The sequence below is a fragment of the Microcella alkaliphila genome, assembly GCF_004216855.1.
Lineage (GTDB): Bacteria > Actinomycetota > Actinomycetes > Actinomycetales > Microbacteriaceae > Microcella > Microcella alkaliphila.
Genome location: NZ_SGXT01000013.1, coordinates 357,091 through 371,475, shown reverse-complemented (window position 1 = coordinate 371,475; position 14,385 = coordinate 357,091). Strand labels below are relative to the sequence as shown.

At 68.7% G+C, this 14,385-nt stretch carries 18 protein-coding genes and 1 tRNA gene; 5 read left to right on the top strand and 14 right to left on the bottom strand.

Features of this window, described 5'->3' with window-relative positions; genetic code table 11:
• Positions 1 to 56 precede the first annotated feature (56 nt).
• Entirely contained in the window at positions 57 to 1,289 is a 1,233-nt protein-coding gene (locus tag EV140_RS05160; RefSeq protein WP_130281699.1) for a phosphotransferase family protein, read from the bottom strand.
• Between the two features lie 195 nt (positions 1,290 to 1,484).
• On the opposite strand from EV140_RS05160, the gene EV140_RS05155 reads away from it, so the two are divergent.
• The 3 genes from EV140_RS05155 to EV140_RS05145 are packed head-to-tail and all read left to right on the top strand — an operon-like array spanning position 1,485 to position 3,012.
• On the top strand, positions 1,485 to 1,742 hold the full coding sequence (locus EV140_RS05155; RefSeq protein ID WP_130281697.1) for a hypothetical protein: 258 nt from the start codon (positions 1,485 to 1,487) through the stop codon (positions 1,740 to 1,742).
• A gap of 57 nt (positions 1,743 to 1,799) precedes the next feature.
• A complete protein-coding gene (locus tag EV140_RS05150) occupies positions 1,800 to 2,165 on the top strand; it encodes a rhodanese-like domain-containing protein (protein ID WP_130281695.1) in 366 nt (121 codons plus the stop codon).
• Between the two features lie 10 nt (positions 2,166 to 2,175).
• Entirely contained in the window at positions 2,176 to 3,012 is an 837-nt protein-coding gene (locus EV140_RS05145; protein ID WP_130281693.1) for a UbiA family prenyltransferase, read from the top strand.
• Positions 3,013 to 3,019: 7 nt separating this feature from the next.
• On the opposite strand, the gene EV140_RS05140 is transcribed toward EV140_RS05145, so the two are convergent.
• The 4 genes from EV140_RS05140 to EV140_RS05125 all read right to left on the bottom strand — a co-directional run bounded on the left by EV140_RS05140 (position 3,020) and on the right by EV140_RS05125 (position 6,500).
• Positions 3,020 to 4,102, bottom strand: a complete 1,083-nt coding sequence (locus EV140_RS05140) for an LLM class flavin-dependent oxidoreductase (protein ID WP_130281691.1) — start codon at positions 4,100 to 4,102, stop codon at positions 3,020 to 3,022.
• A gap of 78 nt (positions 4,103 to 4,180) precedes the next feature.
• Positions 4,181 to 4,852, bottom strand: a complete 672-nt coding sequence (gene pdxH / locus EV140_RS05135) for a pyridoxamine 5'-phosphate oxidase (RefSeq protein ID WP_130281689.1) — start codon at positions 4,850 to 4,852, stop codon at positions 4,181 to 4,183.
• A gap of 53 nt (positions 4,853 to 4,905) precedes the next feature.
• Positions 4,906 to 6,306, bottom strand: a complete 1,401-nt coding sequence (locus EV140_RS05130) for a pyridoxal phosphate-dependent decarboxylase family protein (protein ID WP_130281687.1) — start codon at positions 6,304 to 6,306, stop codon at positions 4,906 to 4,908.
• 118 nt (positions 6,307 to 6,424) lie between these two features.
• A tRNA-Ala gene (locus EV140_RS05125) sits at positions 6,425 to 6,500 on the bottom strand.
• A 113-nt stretch (positions 6,501 to 6,613) separates the two neighbouring features.
• Here EV140_RS05125 and EV140_RS05120 point away from each other — a divergent pair.
• Positions 6,614 to 7,171, top strand: coding sequence for an antibiotic biosynthesis monooxygenase (locus EV140_RS05120; protein ID WP_096421072.1), 558 nt, complete (start codon positions 6,614 to 6,616; stop codon positions 7,169 to 7,171).
• Here EV140_RS05120 and rsfS read toward each other — a convergent pair.
• The 9 genes from rsfS to rplU all read right to left on the bottom strand — a co-directional run bounded on the left by rsfS (position 7,131) and on the right by rplU (position 13,942).
• A complete protein-coding gene (gene rsfS, locus EV140_RS05115) occupies positions 7,131 to 7,523 on the bottom strand; it encodes a ribosome silencing factor (RefSeq protein ID WP_130281685.1) in 393 nt (130 codons plus the stop codon). The genes EV140_RS05120 and rsfS overlap by 41 nt on opposite strands.
• Before the next feature lie 34 nt (positions 7,524 to 7,557).
• Complete coding sequence (locus tag EV140_RS05110; protein ID WP_130281683.1) at positions 7,558 to 8,757, bottom strand: hypothetical protein; 1,200 nt, start codon at positions 8,755 to 8,757, stop codon at positions 7,558 to 7,560.
• Complete coding sequence (gene nadD / locus EV140_RS05105; RefSeq protein ID WP_277871089.1) at positions 8,754 to 9,365, bottom strand: nicotinate-nucleotide adenylyltransferase; 612 nt, start codon at positions 9,363 to 9,365, stop codon at positions 8,754 to 8,756. Before nadD ends, EV140_RS05110 begins: the two co-directional genes overlap by 4 nt.
• Before the next feature lie 25 nt (positions 9,366 to 9,390).
• A complete protein-coding gene (locus tag EV140_RS05100) occupies positions 9,391 to 9,594 on the bottom strand; it encodes a hypothetical protein (RefSeq protein WP_096421068.1) in 204 nt (67 codons plus the stop codon).
• A gap of 47 nt (positions 9,595 to 9,641) precedes the next feature.
• Positions 9,642 to 10,940 carry a glutamate-5-semialdehyde dehydrogenase gene (locus tag EV140_RS05095; protein ID WP_130281949.1) on the bottom strand — a complete coding sequence of 433 codons (1,299 nt, stop codon included), beginning with the start codon at positions 10,938 to 10,940 and terminating at the stop codon, positions 9,642 to 9,644.
• 16 nt (positions 10,941 to 10,956) lie between these two features.
• Complete coding sequence (proB, locus tag EV140_RS05090; RefSeq protein ID WP_130281679.1) at positions 10,957 to 11,742, bottom strand: glutamate 5-kinase; 786 nt, start codon at positions 11,740 to 11,742, stop codon at positions 10,957 to 10,959.
• Positions 11,739 to 13,253: a GTPase ObgE gene (obgE, locus tag EV140_RS05085; protein ID WP_130281677.1), complete on the bottom strand. Its 1,515-nt coding sequence runs from the start codon at positions 13,251 to 13,253 to the stop codon at positions 11,739 to 11,741. The genes proB and obgE overlap by 4 nt, the downstream gene beginning before the upstream one ends.
• Before the next feature lie 107 nt (positions 13,254 to 13,360).
• Complete coding sequence (gene rpmA / locus EV140_RS05080) at positions 13,361 to 13,615, bottom strand: 50S ribosomal protein L27 (RefSeq protein WP_130281675.1); 255 nt, start codon at positions 13,613 to 13,615, stop codon at positions 13,361 to 13,363.
• An 18-nt stretch (positions 13,616 to 13,633) separates the two neighbouring features.
• Entirely contained in the window at positions 13,634 to 13,942 is a 309-nt protein-coding gene (gene rplU / locus EV140_RS05075) for a 50S ribosomal protein L21 (protein ID WP_130281673.1), read from the bottom strand.
• A 167-nt stretch (positions 13,943 to 14,109) separates the two neighbouring features.
• On the opposite strand from rplU, the gene EV140_RS05070 reads away from it, so the two are divergent.
• Positions 14,110 to 14,385 carry a DUF4031 domain-containing protein gene (locus tag EV140_RS05070; protein ID WP_130281671.1) on the top strand — a complete coding sequence of 92 codons (276 nt, stop codon included), beginning with the start codon at positions 14,110 to 14,112 and terminating at the stop codon, positions 14,383 to 14,385.

The following is a 14,385-nucleotide window of genomic DNA, read 5'->3' as shown; positions in this document are numbered from 1 at the left end:
GACCAGACATGAGAGATCAAGGAAGCGCAGATGAGAGCTTTCTCATCTGCCGGAGATCACCAGGTCGCAGATGTGAGCGGACGATCGTCTGCCGACACCATGCGGTGCGCTCGCTCGATCAAGATGGCCGCATCGGGTGACCCCGCAGCGGAACGGGCGAGCGCATGCCCGAGCAATTGAACGGCCGCGATCGCGTGCGCTCGATCAGCGAGCCCCGGCTCCGACGACCGGAACCAGCGGCGGCGCCAGCCGTCCGCGAGCACCGAACAGCGCCGCGCTCGGATCGTCGCGCGCGATCCTCCGTCGTGCACCACCGTCGCGATGAGGTGCGCATAGAGGGCAGCAGCGTCGTCGGCGGGGTCGCCCCACCCCGAGGTGTCGATGTCGAGCACGCCCGTGATGGTCGTCGGCGCCGCCGGGTCGACAAGAAGTTGTGCGAGGTGCAGGTCGCCGTGGACGGTGCGCTCCGGGGGTGGCGTTCCGCCTGCCTTATAGCGTCGAGAGATCGTGCGCGACGTCGTCTCGATGAGTCCATCGTGATCGGGCAACTGCTCGATGAGGCGTTCCTCGTACCAGTCGAGCCGCCTCACGAGCGACGCCCGCGCCGGTGCCGTCGAGGTGACGCTCGCAATCTGGGCGACGAGATGCTGAATCTCGTCGAGCAGCACGTCGGGGTTCGACACCCTGTCGAGCACGCCGATGAGCTCAGAGCCGGCGAGCGCCTCCATGGCAACGAGCCCCTCCTCGCTCCACCCCAGTACAGCCGGCACGGGCACGCCCTCATTGCGCCAGTGGGTGTGCTTGGCCTGCAATGGTTCAGCGGTGGGCGGTCGCACGACCTTCAGGAAGTACGAGGTCTGGGCGGTATCCACTCGCACGACGGCGCGCTTCCCCGGCCGATAGGCCGCGAGGCTGACCCGCAGATCGTCGACCGGCAGGCCGAGACGTGCGAGCACGATCCCTGCAGCCTCGGCGTACACCGCCGTTCGCAGTGCCGGCAGCGCCGGGTCGGCGGGGTACACCCAGACGTCAACGCGCTCCCCCGAGTCAGGCTGGGTGAGTGTCAGCACCCCAGGGCGCGTGGCGTCGGGCGGAGACGTCTCGACGAACACGGTGTGGTCGGCGAGTGCCCCCGACGAGTCGCGAAGGCTCACGCGATAGCCGTGCGTGAATCCCGTGCCCGTGGGCTCGATCTGCAAGGCATGGGCGGCCATGACCTCCGACCCGAGTGAGGAGGCGACGGCGTCGAGGACATCGCGGTGCAGTATCTCGGGCGATCGATCGGTCACGAGTCCATCTTGGTGCGTTGTCGTCCGAAGTGGGGTCGCGAAATGCTGGCGAATGCACGATCACGAACGGTATTCTGAGCGTGAGTCCGCTACCCAACGGACGGTCGCGACCCAGCGACACCAACCCGAGATACCCGCTCGAACCCGCCTGCGGTCTCCGCCGCAGCGTCGTTCCCGTACCCGACGAGGAACATCATGGTTTCCACCCTGATCGGCACCGCCGCCGCTTTGGTCGTCATCGGCGCCATCGTGATCACGCTTGAGCGGCACCAGAAGCTCACGGTCATCACGGGCACGATCGTGGCCGTTTCCGCTGCCGCCGTCGTAATCGGGTCGGCTCTCGGAGCCGTCGCCATTCTGCAGCCCGCCTCGGCGACGATTCCTGCACCCAAGTTCGTCAGCGAGAACAACCTGCCCGAGCGCATCGTCGATTTCCAGCTCCCGACCATCTAGTTGGTATACCCCCTAGGGTATCTGATAGGCTCTTCTCGCCATCAGATTGGAGCCCCAATGCGCCACCTACTCGCCGTCCTCGCCGCCACAATCGGCCTCGCCCTGGGCCTCGCCGCGTGCGCGCCCGCGACAGGAACGATTGAGGTAACCACCGACACGGTCCTGATCGACGTGCGCACGCCCGCCGAGTTCGCCACCGGGCACCTCGATGGCGCGATCAACATTGACGTTCAGGCGGCCGATTTCGAGGACCGCGTCGCACAGCTCGACCCCACAGGCGACTACGTCGTGTACTGCCGCAGCGGCAACCGCTCAGAACAGGCCATCACGCGCATGGAGTCGCTAGGCTTCACCGAACTCGTCAACGGGGGCAGTGTCGCCTCCGCCTCCGCGTCGACCGGAATCGCGGTCGTCACGCCCTAACCTGGGGGCCATGAGGCCGACTGCTCGCACACTGCTTGCAGCGTGTCACCCCGGCCCCACTGCCGTCGTGACGGTCGTAGCGACGGGCCTGGCTCTTTCGGTCGGGCTGCCACCTCGCTCCATCCTGCTGGTCGCTGCGACCATTCTCGCCAATCAACTGTCGATCGGCTGGTCGAACGACGCCATCGACGCCGCCCGCGATCGCGAGGTCGGCCGCCTCGACAAGCCCGTGGCGCGCGATGCGATCGCCGCCCGCACGCTGCTCGGCTGGGCCATCGCAGCAGGCGTCGTCGCGGTAGGCCTGTCTCTTCTGCTCGGGCCGGCAGCCGCTGTCGCGCACGCGCTGCTGCTCGGCGCCGGCTGGACATACAACCTCGGCCTCAAACGAACGGTCGCGGCGACCGCCTGCTACGCCATCGGGTTTGGGGCGCTGCCGTCGGTGGTGACGCTCGCGAGCGAGCCGCCGGCCGTCGCCGCCCCCTGGGCAACCGCGGCCGGAGCGCTGCTCGGCATCGCCGCGCACTTCGCGAACGTCACACCCGACCGCGACGACGACCGGCGCCACCGCATGCGGGCGATCCCGCACCGTCTCGCGCCCCGCGCATCCATCGCGCTGGCGATCTTGGCGCTCGCGATCGCCAGTGCCCTCGGCATTTACGGAGCGGCCGCCGCCGGCCCGATCGGGTTGATCAGCGCAATCGGGGCCGGCACGGCGTTGGCGTGCGTCGTCGCGGCGGCGATACTGCTCGTGCGGGCACCCCAGTCACGCTGGCTGTTTCGCATCGTGATGCTCTCCGCCGTCTCCGCCGTCGTCACGCTGGTTGGAGCCGGCACCCTCGGCGGCTGAGCGGGGCTCAGCGCGTGAAAGCTGCTGCGCCAGCGTCCACGGGCTGGTCCGCCAGCAGCTCGCGCACCATCGGGATCACCTTCTGGCCGTACAGCTCGAGCGCGTGGACCAGCTTGCCGTGCGAAACCGGACCCGTCGCGTACTTCAGGTCGAATCGCTCAGCGCCCAGCACGCGGATCGTGTCCGCGATCTTGCGCGCCACCGTCTCGGGCGAGCCGACATACAGCGATCCGTGTCGAATCTCCTGCTCGAAGTGCGCGCGGGTCGTCGGGCCCCAACCGCGCTCGCGTCCGATGCGCGAGTACATGACCTCGTAGTGCGGCCAGAGTTCTTCCGCCGCCTGCTCGTCGGTGTCGGCGATGTAGCCGGGCGAGTGGACGCCGACCGGCTGGCGCTCCTTGCCGAGCTGGTCGAGGGCGCGGTCGAACAGGTCGACGTACGGAGCGAAGCGGGCCGGCTCTCCGCCGATGATCGCCAGCATCAGGGGGAAGCCGTAGGTGGCCGTGCGCACCACCGACTCGGGGCTTCCCCCGACGCCGATCCACGTGCGAATGCCGTTCTCCGTGGTCGGGTACACCTGAACGCCGTCGAGCGGAGGGCGAATCGAGCCGCTCCACGTCACCGGCTTCTCTTTCAGCAGCTCGGCCAGCAGATTGAGCTTCTCGTCGAAGAGCACCTGGTAGTCGCTGAGCTCGAATCCGAACAGCGGGAAGGACTCGGTGAACGAGCCGCGGCCGGCGATGATCTCAGCGCGGCCGTTTGAAATCGCGTCGATCGTGGCGAAGCGCTGGAAGACGCGGATCGGGTCCTCGCTCGACAGCACCGTCACGGCGGAACTGACGCGCAGGCGCTCGGTTTTCGCCGCGATGGCGGCGAGCAACACGTCGGGTGCCGACACCGCGAAGTCGTCGCGGTGGTGTTCACCGATGCCCATCACGTCGATCCCGACCTGGTCGGCGACGACGCCTTCTTCGACGACGTCCCGCAGCACCTGCGGGTAGGAGGTCATGGTTCCGTCGGGCTGCTCGGTGACGTCACCGAAGGTGTTGATGCCGAATTCGACGGCTGCCGGGTCGATCTCGCGGGCCATGGCGCGCATCCTCTCGCTGATTTATGCAAACGTATCAAAAGGAACCGACGGGATGCTCGCGGTATTCCCGCGCACCCGTCACGGCTGCAGCCGGGTCACCTGCCAGCCGGTCCCCTGCCGCTCGTACACGAGCCGGTCGTGCAGGCGGGAGGTGCGGCCCTGCCAGAACTCGACCCGGTCGGGCACAATGCGGAAGCCGCCCCACCGCTCGGGCCGCGGAACCGCCTCGGCGTCGGCGAACCGCTGTTCGGTGTCGCGCACCTTCTGTTCGAGCGCGTCGCGCCCGTCGATCGGGTGCGACTGGTCGCTCGACCAGGCGGCGATCTGCGCCCCGCGGGGGCGGTTCGAGAAGTAGTCGTTCGAGTCGGCCTCGTCGACCTTGTGCGCCTCGCCGTAGATCAGCACCTGCCGGTGCAGGGGGTACCACGGGAACACGGCCGAGATGCCGGGGTTCGCGATGAGAGCGCGACCTTTTCGCGACGTGTAGTCGGTGTAGAACGCGAACCCGCGGTCGTCGATGCCGCGCAAGAGCACCGTGCGCGAGGACGGTCGGCCGTCGGGGTCGATGGTGGCGATCACCATCGCGTTGGGTTCGTAGACCTTACGCTCGGCCGCCTCGGCGAGCCACGCGGTGAACTGGGTGAACGGGTCCGCGGCGAGCTCGTGCTCTTCCAGTTGCTCCTGGCCGTAGTCGGTGTGCGTGCGCAGCGCCCTGTCGAGCAGCGGGTCGGGTACGGCATCGTGGCTCATGGTGTGAGCGTACGACTGCCGAGCCGACGAATCACCGAACGTGTGCCGAGAGATCAGCGCATCGTGTCGAGGATCCCCACCAGCAGCTCGAACGATGTGCGCGGACTCACGATCGCGAACCGCGTGTTCGGACGGCCCGCGTGCGAGCTCGGCACGACGAACGCGCGCTGCTCGTCGAGCAGACGGTCGGACCAGGCGGCGTAGTCGCTCACGTCCCACCCCTCCCGCTCGAAGACGACCACCGAGAGCTGCGGGTCGCGCACCAGACGCAGCTCAGGCCGGCGACGAATCTCGTCGGCGATGCGCTGTGCGAGAGACAGCGAGTCTTCGATCGCGTCGCGGTAGGCCGCGGCACCGAACGCCGCGAGCGAGAACCACAGCGGCAAGCCCCGCGGGCGGCGCGTCAGCTGAATCGAATAGTCGCTGGGGTTCCACTCGGCGCGGTCGTTCAAGGTGTCGAGGTACTCGGCGTGCTGGGTGTGGGCCGCGCGCGCAATCGCGGGGTCGCGGTAGAGCAGGACACACGCGTCGAAGGGCGTGAACAGCCATTTGTGGGGGTCGACGATGAGCGAGTCGGCCCGGTCGATACCGGCAAAGCGGTGCCGAGCCGACGGGGCCAGGGCGGCCGCGAGGCCGTAGGCGCCATCGACGTGCAGCCAGACGTCGAACTCGTCATTGAGCGCAGTGATCGAGGCGATGTCGTCGACGATTCCGAAGTTCGTCGATCCTCCCGTCGCGACGACGGCGATCACGGCGTCGCCGTACTGCTCGAGTGCGGGGCGCACCTGGTCGCCGTGCAGGGCGCCCGTCTCGTCGACCGCGACCGTGACGACGTCGACATCCATGACGCGGGCCGCCGACGCGATCGACGAGTGCGCCTCTCTACTCGCAATGACGACCCACCGGTCAGGACGCGCGGCGCCCCGGTCGGCGAGGCGCCGCGCGGCGTGATCGCGCGCGGCGACGAGCGCCGAGAGGTTGCCGATCGTGCCCCCCTGCACGACGACACCGCCGGCGGACTCGGGCAGGCCAAACTCGCGGGCGAGGAACGCCAGCACCTCGTTCTCGGCGAAGACCGCTCCCGAGCCCTCCATCCACGAGCCGCCGTAGACAGCCGTCGCCGACACGATCAGGTCGAACGCGCTGGCGGCCTTCGTCGGCGCCGACGGGATAAACGACAGGTAACCCGGGTGGTCGATCGTGAGGCACGCCGGGGCCAGCACGTTCTCGAACAGTGCGAGCGCGCGGCGCCCGCCCAGTCCGTCCTCAGAGATCGACCCCGAGGCGAGACGCCGCAACTCTGCCGGAGGCATCGGCTTGTCGAGGGGGGTAGCCGTGTCGAGCAGGCGTCGGCGGGCGTAATCGAGCACCATGTCGATGATCGCGGTCGTCTCGGGGGTGACCGAGTGCATCCGCGTGGGGTCTGCGTTTGGGCGGGAGAGGGCGTCAGTCACGACGGTGGTCCTTTCGGGCCGGGCCGCGGACTCAGAGCCGCGGCCACCAGCGCGCCGCCCCGCCGGTCGGAACAGCAGGCGCCGGATACGACGAGACCCGGCCGAAGCCGGGTCGTCGTGGTGGACCTGAGGGGACTCGAACCCCTGACCCCCTGCATGCCATGCAGGTGCGCTACCAGCTGCGCCACAGGCCCTCGATGCTGCGCACCGTCCGGCGCGGCAACTCGACCAGAGTAGTACACGGCGCGCCCCCGCACCAATTCGATGCGCGGTCGCGCAGAGTGCCAGATGGCAGTTGGATGGAGGCATGACCTCGACCCCCGTGACCGTCTCGATCACCCGCACCGTGCCTCCCGAACGGGCCAGGGAGTTCGCTGCCTGGGCGCGCGCCGGTGAAGACCTGTTGCGGGAATCTCCCGGCTATCTTGGCTCGGGCTGGGTGCGGCCCGACGAGAACTCTGACGAGTGGCACATGCTCTTCCGCTTTGCCGACGCCGAGTCGCTTGCGCGCTGGGAGTCGTCGGATGAGCGCCGCTGGTGGATCAGCACCGCGCGGGGTCTCGCCGAAGACGCCCGACAGGAGCGACTGACCGGTATCGAAGGCTGGTTTGACACCCCTCGTCGGGTCGAGACCGTGCCCGCACCGGCTCCCACTCCCCCGCGATGGAAGCAGATGATCGCGATCGTGCTCGTCTTCTACCCCCTGAGTCTCGCCACCAACGCGGCTCTCTCACCGGTGAGCGGCGACTGGCCACTGTGGATGCGCGTGCTCGCGCTGGTCGCGATTGTCTCGCCCCTGATGACGTACGTCGGGCTTCCCCTGATTACTCGGGCGCTTCGGCCGTGGCTGCTGCGGGGTCGCTGAGGCCCAGAGGGACGACCGGGCAGTCCTTCCAGAGTCGCTCGAGCGAGTAGAACTGCCGATCTTCCTCGTGGAAGACGTGCACGACGACGTCGCCGAAGTCGAGCAGCACCCACCGGCCCTCACTGCGGCCCTCGCGACGCAGGGGCTTCGCGCCCGCCGCGATCATGCGGTCTTCGACCTCGTCGGCGATCGCGAGAACGTTGCGCTCACTGCGGCCGGTCACGAGCAGGAAGACGTCCGCGAGGGGCAGCGGTCCCGACACGTCGAGCGCGACCAAGTCTTCCCCCTGCTTGGCGTCGGCGGCGCGGGCCGCGACGGCGGTGAGCTCGATGGCGCGGTCGGATGCGGTCACGGTGCCTTTCGGGGGTCGGGGCGGCGCGGCGTCACTAGAAGAGACCGTTGACGACGGCGACGACGAAGAGGGCGACGGCGACGACCGCCAGGACGACGGTCGAGCTGACGAGCACCGTCGTCAGCACGTTGGTGCGGCGGGCCTTGCGGCCGCCCATCACGTCGCGCGTGCCGGTGTGGCTGCTCACGGCGCTGATCGCGCTGACCGGTGCAGAGTCGGTCGACGCGTACTCCGTGTCCACGTCAAAGGGGTCGTCGATGTCGGGGCTGTCATGGACCGAGGGAACGGCGCCGGTGGAGGCAACGCTCGACGGCACGTCGATCATGCCGGTGATGATGATCTCACCGGTGCCCGCGACCGGGCCGGCCAGGTCACCACGCGGCATCTCCGGCAAGACCAGGGCATTCGCGCTCGTCGCCGCCGAGCCAACCTGGCGGCTGAAGGTGTTCGTGAAAGGGTCCTCGTCGTCGTGAACACCAACGGACCAGTGACTCGAGACCTGAGGCGCGTGGGGGGCTGCCGCCTCGCCGGGAAGAATCGCCGGGGCCGGCGGAGAGTCGGGAGCCGGTGCGACGGTCGCAGCGGACTCTTCCGAGCGGGCGTCGACGTCGACCGAATCGGCCTCGGCGACGGCTGGCTCGTGGGGCTCAGCCTCGACCTCCTCCGCCGCAATGGCGCGCAACTCACGGCGCGACAAGGGGCGATCGGGCGCCGAAGCCGGAACGGAGTCGTGCAAGATCGGCGGCTCGGCCGGCTCGACAAGATCGGGGACCGGCACGAAGGGGCTGCGGCCCTGCGTGTGGTAGTCGAGTGGCTGGTCGGGCCGCTCGGTCGCGAGACTCTGCGGCGTATCGGCGCTCGGGGCCGACGGCGCAAAATCACGGCGACGGAATGAGCCCGGCGCGGAGGCCCACGGCGCCGGAGGAGCGTCTGGCACACTGTCGGGCCGTGCCGGCGCCGACACCACCGAGCCGCTGCCGGGAGCAGCCGCCGACCCCACGGTTGCCGGCTCGTAGCGCGGGATGGCCGGGCGCACCTGAGTGCGATAAGCCAGGGGGTCGCCGCCCTGCTCGGCCGCGCTCGCTCCCGACACGGCAGACCCCGAGCCGGGCGCACTGTCAAGGCCGGGGTCGGCCTGCTGCCCACCCGTCGGCGCGGCAGCCGCCTCCTCGGCGAGACGCTGAAGCCGCCGGGCTTCCCGGCGCGTCAGCGGCGGGTCGTTCGGCGCGCTCATGCGGGGTTTCTCCGATACAGCTGGTGCTTGGCGATGTATTGCACGACGCCGTCCGGCACGAGGTACCAGACCGGTGCGCCGCGGGCGACTCGATCACGGCAGTCGGTCGACGAGATCGCGAGCGCCGGAATCTCCATCCAGCTTACGCGGCCCTCCGGAAGGTCGCGAATGCTGAGCTGGTGGCCGGGGCGTGTCACGGCGACGAAGTGGGCGAGTGACCACAGCGCGTCGTGGTCTTTCCAGTCGACGATCTGCGCGATCGCGTCTGCTCCCGAAATGAAGATGAGCTCCGCATCCGGGAACTGACCGGCGAGATCCGTCAAGGTGTCGATTGTGTACGTCGGGCCGCCGCGATCGATGTCGACGCGGCTCACACGAAACCTCGGGTTCGACGCCGTCGCGATGACGGTCATCAGGTAGCGATGCTCGCTACCCGTCGCGTCAGGCTTCAGGTACGGCTCACCGGTCGGCACGAAGACAACTTCGTCGAGGTCGAACCGGTCGGCGACCTCGCTCGCGGCGACGAGGTGGCCGTGGTGGATGGGGTCGAAGGTTCCGCCCATCACGCCGATGCGGCGCGGGGCCGCCGATGCTCCTGCGGGGGCGATAACGGGTCTCCGACGGGCGCCGGCGCTAGTGACCCGCGTCGTGGCCGCCCTCGCCCCGCATCGGGTTCGAGGTCTTGTTGCGGTGGCGGTTGGCGACGTCGCGGTACGCGTGCGTCACGGCGCCGAGCATGAAGAAGAACAGGAACGCGATTCCGGCGATGACCAACGGCGGGGCGAACAGGGGCGCGTACTCATCGAGGGCGAGGATCACGCTGCTCAGCGACGTCATGAGGCTCTCTTTCTCCGGAACGGTGAACGGCAGAAGTCTAGCGGGTGCTAGCTGCGCACCTGCCCGGCACCGCGCACGATCCACTTCGTGCTCGTCAGTTCGGGAAGCCCCATCGGGCCGCGCGCGTGCATCTTCTGGGTGGAGATGCCCACCTCGGCGCCGAAGCCGAACTCGCCACCGTCGCTGAATCGGGTCGATGCGTTCACCATGACGACGGCCGAGTCAACCTCCGCCAGGAAACGCTCGGCGTTCGCCATGTCGCGGGTGATGATCGACTCGGTGTGCTGGGTCGAGAACGTCCTGATGTGGGCGAGAGCAGCATCCAGGTCATCGACGATGCCGATCGAGAGTTCGAGCGCCATGTGCTCGGTCGCGAAGTCATCGTCGGTCGCGACGTCCAGGTCGCCGACGATCACGCGGGCGCGCTCGTCGCCGCGGACAAGAACACCGGATGCTCGCAGCGCCTCCACGACGGAGGGCACGAGACGCCTCGCCGCATCGGCGTGCACGAGCACCGTCTCGACCGCGTTGCAGACGCTCGGCCGCTGCACCTTCGCGTTCACCACGATGTCGATCGCCATCTGCTCGTCGGCGCTCTCGTCGAGAACGATGTGCACGACGCCCGCGCCCGTCTCAATGACGGGGACGGTCGACTCGCGCACCACAGTCTGGATGAGTTCGGCGCTGCCCCGAGGAATCAGCACGTCGATGAAGCCGCGCGCCCGCATGAGGGCCGTCGCTCCGGCACGGCCGTGCTCATCGATCGTCTGCACCGCGTCGGCGGGCAGACCTGCGCTCGCCAGTGCCTCCTGGATGATGGCGACGAGCACCTCATTGCTCGACCGAGCGGCACTGCCGCCCCGCAAAACCGCCGCGTTGCCACTCTTGAGCGCGAGCGCCGCGATGTCGACGGTCACGTTCGGGCGCGCCTCGTAGATCGCGCCCACGACGCCGAACGGGACCCGTACCTCGCTGAGCAGGACGCCGTTCGGCAAGGTCGAGCCGCGCACGACCGTTCCGACCGGGTCTGGAAGGGCGATGACGTCGTGTACCGCCGCAGCGAGGGCGCTCACGCGGGCATCGTCGAGGCGAAGCCGATCGAGAAGGCCACTGCTGTGCCCCGCCTCACGACCCCGCGCGAGGTCCTCTGCATTCGCGTCGATGATGCGGGCGGTGTGTGCGATCAGGGCGTCCGCGATGGCCGCGAGCGCAGCATCCTTTGTCGCCGTTGTCGCCTGGCCGAGCACGCGCGACGCGGTCTTCGCCGCCGTGAGCGGAGCGTCGATCAGGCCGTCAGGAATAGCGTCGGTCGGCTGGTTCTCGGAGGCAAGGGCGGGGGTTACCATCGTGGACGTCACCCGGTCATTTTACGGCGGCGGCGTGAAACCACGTTCCGACGGCCTCGCCCGCGAGCGCGGCAGCGACGTTCGTCGTTGAGGTCAGCACGACGGGGGTACCCTGTCGGGCGGCGAGGAGGGCCGATGCGACCTTGGTGGCGGCTCCGCCGGTGCCCACCCCTGCGGCTCCGGGCTCGCCGATCTCGACGTATCCCAGATCATCGTTCGCGGCGACCTCGGGAATGCGCTGCGCGCCCGGCTCGTGCGGCGGCTTCGTGTACAGCGCATCAACGTCGCTCAGCAGTACCAGCAGGTCGGCGCTCACCAGCTCAGCCACGAGGGCCGCGAGCCGGTCGTTGTCACCAAAGCGGATCTCGTGGGTGGCGACCGTATCGTTCTCGTTCACGATCGGCAGGATGCGCAAGCCGAGCAGGCGATCGATCGCGCGCTGCGCATTGCTGCGCGGCGTCGCGTGCTCGAGATCGCCGGCGGTGAGGAGCACTTGAGCTGCGGTCAGCCCGTAGCGGTCGAGGCTGTCCTGGTAGCGAACCATCAGGAGGTTCTGGCCGACGGCGGCTGCGGCCTGCTGGGTCGCCAGGTCGTTCGGTCGAGAGTTGAGGTGGAGGAACGGCATGCCGGTCGCGATGGCACCCGAACTGACAAGAATGACCTCACTGCCGCGAGCGTGCAGGCCCGCGAGGGCGTCGACGAGCGGGGCAATCTGCCCGGCGTTGGCGCCACTGATCGACGACGATCCGACCTTCACGACCACGCGACGGGCCGCGACGACGGCGGGGCGAGCTGCGGTCACTCGTCCTCCCCGTCAACGTCCCACACGCCCGCCTCGCGCTCGCGTTCCAGCTCGGCACGCGCTTCGGCTTTCGCATCCATGCGCTCTTTATAGCCCTGGCGACGCTGGGAGGTCGTTGGGCGGTTGAGCGCATCGAGGCGCGGGTCGGTGCCGCGCGGAGCGGTGAGCAACTCGGCCGCGCTCGTGAGTGTCGGCTCCCAGTCGAAGACGACGCCATCACCCGGGCCAATGATGACGGTGGCACCCGCAACCGCTCCCTTGGCGAACAGCTCGTCCTCGACGCCGAGCTTCGCCAAACGATCGGCAAGATAGCCCACGGCCTCATCGTTGCGGAAGTCGGTCTGCTGCACCCAGCGCTCCGGCTTCTCGCCGCGAATGCGATAAACGTCGCCGTAGCTGCCGCCCTCGACGGTGACCACGAAGTCGACCTGGTTGACCGGGGTCGGGCGCAGCACAATGCGCTCGCGCACTGTCGTCTCTGCGGCCCGGGCATCGCGGTCGGCAGCGACCAGTTCACCGAGGGCAAACGTCAGCTCGCGCAGGCCCTCGCGGCTCACCGCGCTGATCTCGAAGACGCGGTATCCGCGCTTCTCGAGCTCGGGCCGCACGAAGTCGGCAAGCTCGCGCCCGTCGGGCACGTCAACCTTGTTGAGCGCCACGAGCTGCGGGCGCTCAAGAAGCGGCGTCTGCCCCTCGGGCACCTCGTAGGCCTGTAGCTCAGCCAGGATGACCTCGAGGTCACTGATCGGGTCTCGGCCCGGCTCGAGCGTGGCGCAGTCGAGGACGTGCAGGAGGGCGCTGCACCGCTCGACGTGACGCAGGAACTCGAGCCCCAGGCCCTTGCCTTCGCTGGCGCCCTCGATGAGGCCGGGAACATCGGCGACCGTATAGCGCATGTCGCCCGCTTCGACCACGCCGAGGTTCGGATGCAGGGTCGTGAACGGGTAATCAGCGATCTTCGGTTTCGCCGCGGAGATGGCGGCGATCAGGCTCGACTTGCCGGCACTCGGGTATCCGACGAGCGCGACATCGGCGACCGTCTTGAGCTCGAGGACGACGTCGCCCTCCCACCCGGGCGTTCCGAGCAGCGCGAAGCCCGGCGCTTTGCGCTTCGTCGTGGCGAGGGCAGCATTGCCGAGGCCGCCACGGCCGCCGGGAGCGACGACGATACGCATGCCCGGTTCGACGAGATCGACCAGTTCAGTGCCATCCGCGTCGCGCACCACGGTTCCCACTGGGACCGGAAGCACGAGCTCGCCGCCCGAGAATCCCGCGCGGTTGTCGCCCATTCCGGGGCCGCCGTTGTCGCTCGTCCGGTGGGGGCGCCGGTGGTACGGGAGGAGCGTCGTTTCTTGCGCGTCGGCGACGAGCACGATGTCGCCACCGTCACCGCCGTTGCCGCCGTCGGGGCCGGCCAACGGCTTGAACTTCTCGCGGCGGACCGACACGCAGCCGTGCCCGCCGTGACCGGCGCGCAGGTGCAGAGTCACCCGGTCGACGAATGTCGCCACGGTCGGCCTCCTCGCGGCTCGAGCCCTTCGATCGGGGCTGTGGGGGGAAAGACGATGACGGGGCGGGCCGAAGCCCGCCCCGTCATCGAAGGAGTGTGGTCGTCGGGTTACTCGCCCGCGACGATGTTGACGACCTTCCGGCCGCCCTTCTGGCCGAACTGAACGGCGCCCGCCGACAGTGCGAACAGCGTGTCATCGCCACCGCGGCCGACGTTCGCGCCGGGGTGGAAGTGCGTGCCGCGCTGGCGAACGATGATCTCGCCGGCTTTCACGACCTGGCCGCCGAAGCGCTTCACGCCCAGGTACTGGGGGTTCGAGTCGCGACCGTTGCGGGTGGACGATGCGCCCTTTTTGTGTGCCATGTCTTCTCGCGACCCTTCTTACTTGATGCCGGTGATCTTGACGCGGGTCAGCTCCGAGCGGTGGCCCTGACGCTTCTTGTACCCGGTCTTGTTCTTGTACTTCTGGATGATGATCTTCGGGCCGCGCAGGTCGTTCAGCACCTCGGCGGTCACCGTGATCTTCGAAAGCTTCTTCGCGTCAGTCGTGACCGTGTCACCGTCGACGTGCAGAACGGGGGTCAGCTGGATCGTGCCGTCCTCACCCGGGGTGACGCGATCGAGCACGACGATCGTGCCGACCTCGACCTTCTCCTGCCGCCCACCGGCGCGCACAACTGCGTAGACCACGTTTCACCTTTACTTCGTTCGAAGGAATCTGTTGCTCAAGACTGAGGTGCCTCGCGCGAGCTTCTGCCCAGCGCACACCAACGGTCAAGAATAGCCGAGCGCCCCCAACCTGGTCAAACGAGCGCGACGGGCGGTGCGCAACCCCAACAGCCTACACTCTGAAGATCATGGCGATTCTCATCGACCGCCCCGCGTGGCCCGCGCACGGCCGGTTGTGGGCTCATCTCGTGAGCGACAGCTCGCTGGATGAACTGCATACGTTCGCCGCACAGGCCGGCATTCCGCGGCGCGGCTTCGATCACGACCACTACGACGTACCCGAGGAACGCTACGACGAGTTGGTGGCGCTCGGCGCCCTCCCTGTCTCCGGTCGTGAGCTTGTCCTGCGCCTCAGCGCCTCCGGGTTGCGGGTGCGCCAACGCGATAAGCGCCCGGCGTCGTAG

What these genes read in the sequence shown, in the direction of transcription:
- EV140_RS05155 (WP_130281697.1), top strand. Translation starts at nt 1,485, where the DNA reads ATGGTTTCCACCCTGATCGGCACCGCCGCCGCTTTGGTCGTCATCGGC.
- EV140_RS05150 (WP_130281695.1), top strand. Translation starts at nt 1,800, where the DNA reads ATGCGCCACCTACTCGCCGTCCTCGCCGCCACAATCGGCCTCGCCCTG.
- EV140_RS05145 (WP_130281693.1), top strand. Translation starts at nt 2,176, where the DNA reads ATGAGGCCGACTGCTCGCACACTGCTTGCAGCGTGTCACCCCGGCCCC.
- EV140_RS05140 (WP_130281691.1), bottom strand. Translation starts at nt 4,102, where the DNA reads ATGGCCCGCGAGATCGACCCGGCAGCCGTCGAATTCGGCATCAACACC.
- pdxH (WP_130281689.1), bottom strand. Translation starts at nt 4,852, where the DNA reads ATGAGCCACGATGCCGTACCCGACCCGCTGCTCGACAGGGCGCTGCGC.
- EV140_RS05120 (WP_096421072.1), top strand. Translation starts at nt 6,614, where the DNA reads ATGACCTCGACCCCCGTGACCGTCTCGATCACCCGCACCGTGCCTCCC.
- EV140_RS05110 (WP_130281683.1), bottom strand. Translation starts at nt 8,757, where the DNA reads ATGAGCGCGCCGAACGACCCGCCGCTGACGCGCCGGGAAGCCCGGCGG.
- EV140_RS05100 (WP_096421068.1), bottom strand. Translation starts at nt 9,594, where the DNA reads ATGACGTCGCTGAGCAGCGTGATCCTCGCCCTCGATGAGTACGCGCCC.
- EV140_RS05095 (WP_130281949.1), bottom strand. Translation starts at nt 10,940, where the DNA reads ATGGTAACCCCCGCCCTTGCCTCCGAGAACCAGCCGACCGACGCTATT.
- rpmA (WP_130281675.1), bottom strand. Translation starts at nt 13,615, where the DNA reads ATGGCACACAAAAAGGGCGCATCGTCCACCCGCAACGGTCGCGACTCG.
- EV140_RS05070 (WP_130281671.1), top strand. Translation starts at nt 14,110, where the DNA reads ATGGCGATTCTCATCGACCGCCCCGCGTGGCCCGCGCACGGCCGGTTG.